This is a genomic window from Actinoplanes sp. NPDC051633 (assembly GCF_040681735.1).
Taxonomy (GTDB): domain Bacteria; phylum Actinomycetota; class Actinomycetes; order Mycobacteriales; family Micromonosporaceae; genus Actinoplanes.
Genome location: NZ_JBFAZH010000331.1, coordinates 1 through 7026 on the forward strand (window position 1 = coordinate 1; position 7026 = coordinate 7026).

The following is a 7026-nucleotide window of genomic DNA, read 5'->3' on the forward strand; positions in this document are numbered from 1 at the left end:
GACGACTCGGTCGTCGTGGTCGAACCGCCCGGCGAGGAGCCGGGTGCGTGGGCGGGCGCGCCCAGCTCGATCGTGGTGGACGGCGTCATCTACCTCGCCTACCGGCTGCGGCTGCCGATCGGCGAGGGCCGGGGCATCTCGAACGTGATCGCCCGCTCCCGCGACGGCGAGACCTTCACCGTGGTGGCCGAGGTGGGCAAGGACCGCTTCGGCTCCGAGTCGCTGGAACGCCCGGCGATCGTGCACACCCCGGACGGGCGGTGGCGGCTCTACGTGTCCGCGGCCACCACGGGCACCAAGCACTGGCGGGTCGAGCTGATCGAGGCGGACACCCCGGAAGGCCTGGCCACCGCGACGCCGCGCACGGTTCTGGCCGGGGATGCGGCGTACGGAGTGAAGGACCCGGTGCTGCACCACGACGAGCACGGCTGGCACCTGTGGGCCTCGGTGCACCCGCTCGAGTCGTGGGACGACGCCGACCGGATGACCACCGAGTACTACATCAGCGACGACGGCGTGCGGTGGGCGTGGCGTGCGACGGCGCTGGCCGGGCGGCCCGGCGAGTGGGACGCGCGTGGGGTGCGGGTCTCCTCGGTGGCGGTCGAGGGCGACACGGTGCTGGCCGCGTACGACGGACGGGCCACGGCGGGGGAGAACTGGGAGGAGCGGACCGGCACGGCGCGGGGCGAGCGGCTGGCCGACGGCAGCTTCGGCCCGCTGACCGCCGAGGACGGCGAGCCGCTCGGCAGCCCGCACGCGCCGAACGGACTGCGCTACCTGAGCATGGTCACCACACCGGAGGGACGCCGGCGGATCTACTACGAGGCCACCCGGCACGACGGCGCCCACGATCTGCGTACCGAGCTGGTCTGAGAGCCGGGTCACGAAAGCGGGGGGTGCTCACCGGCTCGGCCGGGTGGCTCCTACTGTCGGTGTCGACGCCCGGCGCCGGCATACCGGACAAGGCATCATCTCTGGCGGCGCCCGTCCCACAAGGACGGGCGTTGCCTTTGTTTCATCTGCGTACCCGTGCGAGTGATCTCTGTTTGCCCTCCGGGACCCCGGGTATCGGTTCCGCTAGGCACACCGGAGGACGGGAGACACGATGCGGACGGTGGGCGGGCGGTATCAGCTCGTGCAACGCATCGGCATCGGCGGAATGTCCGAGGTGTGGCGTGCCCACGACAAGGTGCTCGACCGGCCGGTCGCGGTGAAGATCATGGCCTCCGCGGTCGAGGGCACGCTCGGTGAGGTGTCCGGCGTCGACCTGGTCCGCACCGAGGCCCGCTCGGCCGCCCGGCTCGCCCATCCGAACGTCGCGAACGTGCACGACTTCGGCACGTCGCCGGGAGCCGACCGCGACGTGCCGTTCATAGTGATGGAGCTGGTCGAGGGGCAGACGCTCAGCGAGCATCTGGCGGCCGGTCCGCTGGACTGGCGGATCGGCGTGCGGATCTGCGCCGAGGTGGCCGCCGCCCTGGCCGCGGCGCACGCCGAGCACGTGGTGCACCGCGACATCAAGCCCGCCAACGTCATGCTGACCCCGGCCGGGGCCAAGGTGCTCGACTTCGGCATCGCGGCCGCGGTGGGTACCCCGGACCCGGACCCGGACGGCCCGGTGATGGGCACCCCGGCGTACGTGGCGCCGGAACGCTTCGACGGCCTGCCCGCCTCGCCCGCCTCCGACATGTACTCCCTGGGCACGATGCTCTACCACTGCCTGACCGGGCGGCTGCCGTGGCACGCGACCACCAACACCGAGCTGGTCCACGCGCAGCGGTACGGCGACCCCGACCCGATGCCCCCGATCGACGGGCTGGCGCCCGAGGTGATCGACCTCTGCTCGCGGTGCCTGCACAAGGAGCCGGAGGAGCGACCGACGGCGTTGGTCGCGGCCCTGCTGCTGGCCGAGGCCGTCGACGCCCGGGTGTACGTCCCGCTGTCCACGCCGGGCATCCAGCCCCGCGCCCTGCCGCGCTGGGACGAGCGCGCCGCCGAGGCGAAGACCTCGGTGGCGGTGCCGGCCGGCGACCTGGACCTGACGGACCGGGTCGGCCGTCACCGCGCTAGCTGACTCTCGCGTCCGTCAATGCGACCAGGCCGCTCGGGTTGTCGCAGGCGACGCGCAGGGTGATCTTCTCCGCACCGTCGATCTGCGCGGTCAGCGGCTTCGGAGCCGCCGGTGTTGCGGCTCCGAGAGTGACCACGTCGTTCTTGAGCAGCGAGCCGTCGGTCTGCCGCACCTCGGTCGTCAGGGTGACGATCGTGACCGATCCCTGATCCGTCCCTTCGGGGTAATACGGATGGACCTGCGCCGCGAAGTCCGCGTACCGACCGTGCAGCTGATAGGTGACGTCGCGCCGCTGATCGTCGGTCTGGTTGGACGGACAGGCAACAACCAACGGCCGGGAGTTGTACCCGGGCTCCGCTCGGATGGACCGCGGCAGCTGTTGGACGTTCGCCGCGCCCGACTCCGGATCCATCTCCGTCAGGAAACGCGCCACAGTGGCCGGCATCTGCGGGGTGGCGGCCGGCGCGGACGAGACGTCGTCGACACGGGTCGAGGGCGTGGCGGCAACCGACGGCGCGGCAGTCCCGCCGCCCGCCGGCCCGGGGTCCGGCTGGGGCTGCGGCCATTGCCAGGCGACCACCCCAACAATCAGGCTGCCGACGCCGGCCACGGTGCCGATCACCGTGGCCCGCAGGCCCGGGTCGCGCTTTCCGGCGCCGGTCGGTAGGGAAGCGGCACCGGAGGCGGGCGGCCGACCGGTTGCTGAAGATGAGTTCACGTTTTCTCACAATTGACAGATCATTTTAAGCGCCACATTCTGACCCGCCATTCATGATCATAAGAACTTGTTCGGTGACAAATTACCGACAGTTCCTACGCCTCTCTCGGTGGCCTATGGTTCGCGGTGCCCTGACAACTGTTCATGATCAAGGACGAATGAATCTTGAGCGCCCAGACGCAATACCAGCCGGGAGTGCAGAAACCTTCTCGTCGCGGCGGCCCGCTTGGCTTGATCACCTTTGGCGTGGCATTGCTGGCATTGATTGTTGCGTCGGCCGGTGTGGTGCTGGCCTGGCGAGCCGACTCCCATGCCGCCGAGGCGGCGAAAAAGGCCGACATCCTGGCCCTGCGGCCCACCCAGCCCGCGCCGCCGCCACCCGCACCGGCTGACAGCTCCGATCCGGCTCCGGCCGAGTCCACGACGGCACCGACCGAATCGGACGGCAACTCGGTCCCGACGCTCAGCCCGCAGACGCAGTACGCCGTCAAATACACCGGTGAAGTACTGACTCTTCCGCCGAAATGCGGAAGGCAGATCTACGTCGACCTTGACGAACCCCGGGTCCAGGTCGGCGTCAATATCAGCGAGTTCCTTTACGGAAAGGGCTGCAGTGCGGGCGATTCGCCGCACATCAACCTCCAGAACGGCGTGGAGGGTAGCGAGGTCCCAGCGGCGTCGGTGACGCCGGCGGAATGCGCCGAGAAGATCCGGGCCAGTCCGTTGGCGGATAACGCCGATGTGCCGATCCGCCGCGGCCAGGCCTTCTGTATCAAGACGTCCCTGGACACCGCTCGAAATGCGGCGATCAGCTGGAAGATGGTCGTCTTGTCGGTGACCGCGACGGCTCAGGACGACACCGTGGGTCTGCGCGCGTCGGCCTGGGACATCCCGGACTGAGAGTCGGGCATCCGCGATGCGGATGCCCGTCCTCCCGTCAGCCGCTGCGCGGGACCACCACGACCGGGACCCTCGCCCCGCGGACCAGGCGCGTCGACACGCCGCCGAGCAGGACCCGGCGGGCCGGGCCGTAGCCGCGGGACCCGCACACCAGGACGTCCACCTCGTCCAGCTCGGCCAGCGCCGCCGACACCTTGCCCTCGAGCAGCTGCCAATCGACCTCGACGCCGTCGACCGCCGCCGCGGCCCGGGTCAGCGACTCCTCGTACGTCTCGCGGGCGGTGTCCAGGAAGGCGTGCTCGGCGTCGTCGCCGACCAGCCACGGCAGCGTCGACTCCCGGTCCGCGACCACCGTGTAGAGCCGAAGTTTCGCCCCGGTGCGCCGGGCCAGCTTGGCCGCCTCGTCCAGCGCGGCCCGCCCGTCGGGCGTGTCCACGTACGCGACGCCGATCCTGCCCTTCCCACCGGGCGAGGCCGGCATCTCCGAAGGCGCCACCGCGATCGGGCAGTGACTGCCGGCCAGCAACCGCTCCGCCGTGCTGCCGGCGAAGAGCCGCTGCTTGGGTGCCGTGCGGCCGGAACCGACCACGATGGCCTCGGCCTGCACCTCCTCGGCCAGGTCGTGCAGCCCGTGCGCGGCCGACGAGGAGGCCACCGACCGGTACTCCACCTCGCCCGGCAGATCCTTCAGCACGGTCCGCGCGCCCTCCAGCACGGCCTCGGCGGCCCGGTGCCGGTCCGCGACCCACTCCGCGTCCACCCGGCCCGACCCGATCGCGGACGGCGCCGGATGCACCACCGCCACGATCAGCGGCTCGTCCAGGGTGTCCGCCGCCCATCGGCCGAGCAGCAGGGCGTCCTTGCCGGACGCGCCGCCGTCGACCCCGACGACAACCGGTGAGGTCATCTCGGCTCACCGTCCTCGGGCTGCGTCGGCGCGGCCGGCCCGTCGGGCTGCCGGCCGGCCATGGCCTCCTTGCGGACCCGGGAGTTGCGATAGCCGTACAGGAAGTAGATCGCGACGCCGATCACCAGCCACACCACGAACCGGATCCAGGTGTCGATCGGCAGGTCCGTCATCAGGTACACGGCGAACAGCACGCCGAGGATGGGCAGCACCGGCGACCACGGCACGCGGTACGGCCGCGGCATGTCCGGGCGGGTCCGGCGCAGGATGATCACGCCGATGTTGACCAGCACGAAGGCGAACAGGGTGCCGATGTTGACCAGCTTGACGATCTCGCTCAGCGGCACCAGCGCGGCCAGGATCGCGATCAGGATGCCCAGGCCGATGGTCAGCCGGGCCGGCGTCCCGTACCGCTGGTTGACCGTGGCGAGCCTCTCCGGCAGCAGGCCGTCGCGGCACATGGCGAAGAAGATGCGGGTCTGGCCGTACATGATGACCAGGACCACGCTGGTGATCGCCACGACCGCGCCCAGCGCCAGCACACCGGCCGCCCAGCTGATGCCGGCGCCCTGGTCCAGCGCGGCGGCCAGCGGCGCGTCGCTCTCCTTCATCTGGTCCGGGCTGGCGATGCCCAGCGCGCCGACCGCGGTCAGCACGTAGAAGATCGTGCAGATGATCAGCGAGCCGATGATCGCCAGCGGCAGGTCCCGCGACGGGTTGCGGGCCTCCTCACTGCCGGTGGACACCGCGTCGAAGCCGATATAGGCGAAGAAGATGATCGCCGTCGCCGCGGTCACCCCGTTCACGCCCGCGGGGGCGAACGGCTGGAAGTTGCCGGTGCCGAAGTTCACGAACGCCACGACGATGAAGAACAGCAGCACGCTCAGCTTGATGATGACCATCACGAAGTTGACCCGGGCGCTCTCGGTCACGCCGCGGACCAGCAGCAGCGTGATCGCCAGCACGATGAAGACGGCCGGCAGGTTGAAGATGCCGCCGTCCTCCGGGGACTTGGCGATCGCGTCCGGCAGCGCCACCCCGAAGGCGGAGTCCAGGAACGCGTTGAGGTTGCCGCCCCAGCCGACCGCGATCGCGGCGACCGACACGCCGTACTCCAGGATCAGGTCCCAGCCGATGATCCAGGCGACGATCTCGCCCAGCGTGGCGTACGTGTAGGTGTACGCGCTGCCGGAGACCGGGATGGACGACGCGAGCTCGGCGTAGGACAGCGCGGAGAACGCGCAGGCCACGGCGGCCAGCACGAACGAGAGGATCACGGCGGGACCGGCGATGCCGGCGCCCTCCCCGATCACCACGAAGATGCCGGTGCCGATGATGGCGCCGACGCCCATCGCGGTCAGCTGTGACGCACCCACCGCCTTCTTGAGGCCGTGGCCTTCCTCGGTGGTCTCGGTGATCAAGGTGCCGACGTCACGGATCGCGAAGATCCCGGGCTTTCGCCCCGATGTCGTAGCCATGTGCGGCCCTGCCCTCCACACGGGCGGCGGAGGCGCTGGTCCGCCGCTGGTCTGACCGGCCGGGCGCTTCATTGACGCCCGCCAAGGTCACCTTTTCGTTTCCCGTGGTCAGGCGCAAGACGGGGTGACATCTGATCGGCAGGATGCGGCAATCTTCCGGTTCCCTCTTGCTCATCGAGCCGGACAGTGGGTGAGGAAGCGGTGACAGGCGGCGCACGGTTTGTCCGGCGCTCAAGCGGAAACGTCGGGCAGCCTGCGACGGTGCGCGAGCCGTTGTACCGTGAACTCACCCCCAGGACGACGAGAGGTGCGGCAGCATGGGCGAGGCGGTGATGACGACGCGGCGCCAGTCCGACGGCGCCATCGTGGTCGACGTGCGGGGCACCCTCGACGCGGCGACCGTGGACGCACTGCGGGCGGCCCTGCTGTCCACCCTGCACGCCGAGCGCCCGGTCACCATGATCGTCGATCTGACCTTCGTCACGTTCATGGATTCGATGGGCATCGGCGCGCTGGTCACCGGCTACAACGCCGCCCGCGAGACCGGCACCCGCTTCGTGCTGCGGAACCCGAGCGAGTTCGTGCACCGTCAGCTCCGCGTCACCGGCCTGGCCGAGATGTTCGGCCTGCCCGCGTCGAGCGACTCCACGCAGCCGTACACCGGCTAGATCTTGCGCCGGTCCACGCACTGACCGTTAGGGTTCGGTCATGGATCAGGCCGTGGGAGCGTGGTGCCGCGGCGCGGAGCTCTGCTTCCGGCTCCAGGACACCGATCAACGACTTTCCGGGGTACGCCTGGGCAGCGGCGTGTTCGCCCGGGGCGCCGACCTGTCCTTCGACTACCTCCCCGACGCACATAGTTCAAAGTCGTCTTCTCGTGATTTGATTCTAAGTTTTCTAGGACGTTCAAAATGCGTTTCTGTGTCTCTAAATCTGTGCTCGGTTTCGGTTG

At 69.9% G+C, this 7026-nt stretch carries 8 protein-coding genes; 5 read left to right on the forward strand and 3 right to left on the reverse strand.

Annotated elements, in window-relative coordinates:
• Both AB0M20_RS19505 and AB0M20_RS19510 read left to right on the forward strand, forming a co-directional pair.
• Positions 1–873, forward strand: an 873-nt coding sequence (locus AB0M20_RS19505; protein ID WP_364299960.1) for a hypothetical protein, incomplete at its 5' end; no start/stop codon positions are given.
• 232 nt (positions 874–1105) lie between these two features.
• Positions 1106–2074: a serine/threonine-protein kinase gene (locus tag AB0M20_RS19510; RefSeq protein WP_364299962.1), complete on the forward strand. Its 969-nt coding sequence runs from the start codon at positions 1106–1108 to the stop codon at positions 2072–2074.
• On the opposite strand, the gene AB0M20_RS19515 is transcribed toward AB0M20_RS19510, so the two are convergent.
• Positions 2067–2789 (reverse strand): hypothetical protein, encoded by a 723-nt coding sequence (locus AB0M20_RS19515; RefSeq protein WP_364299964.1) that lies wholly within the window; start codon positions 2787–2789, stop codon positions 2067–2069. The genes AB0M20_RS19510 and AB0M20_RS19515 overlap by 8 nt on opposite strands.
• A gap of 165 nt (positions 2790–2954) precedes the next feature.
• Here AB0M20_RS19515 and AB0M20_RS19520 point away from each other — a divergent pair, with 165 nt between their 5' ends.
• Positions 2955–3689, forward strand: coding sequence for a hypothetical protein (locus AB0M20_RS19520; protein WP_364299966.1), 735 nt, complete (start codon positions 2955–2957; stop codon positions 3687–3689).
• 37 nt (positions 3690–3726) lie between these two features.
• Here AB0M20_RS19520 and AB0M20_RS19525 read toward each other — a convergent pair whose 3' ends face one another.
• Both AB0M20_RS19525 and AB0M20_RS19530 read right to left on the reverse strand, forming a co-directional pair.
• Entirely contained in the window at positions 3727–4596 is an 870-nt protein-coding gene (locus AB0M20_RS19525) for a universal stress protein (protein WP_364299968.1), read from the reverse strand.
• Positions 4593–6074, reverse strand: a complete 1482-nt coding sequence (locus AB0M20_RS19530; RefSeq protein ID WP_364299970.1) for an amino acid permease — start codon at positions 6072–6074, stop codon at positions 4593–4595. Before AB0M20_RS19530 ends, AB0M20_RS19525 begins: the two co-directional genes overlap by 4 nt.
• Positions 6075–6391: 317 nt before the next feature.
• Here AB0M20_RS19530 and AB0M20_RS19535 point away from each other — a divergent pair, with 317 nt between their 5' ends.
• Together AB0M20_RS19535 and AB0M20_RS19540 are read left to right on the forward strand one after the other, a co-directional pair.
• Positions 6392–6742, forward strand: coding sequence for an STAS domain-containing protein (locus AB0M20_RS19535; RefSeq protein ID WP_364299972.1), 351 nt, complete (start codon positions 6392–6394; stop codon positions 6740–6742).
• 40 nt (positions 6743–6782) lie between these two features.
• Positions 6783–7026: hypothetical protein (locus AB0M20_RS19540; RefSeq protein ID WP_364299974.1), on the forward strand; the 244-nt coding region annotated here is incomplete at its 3' end.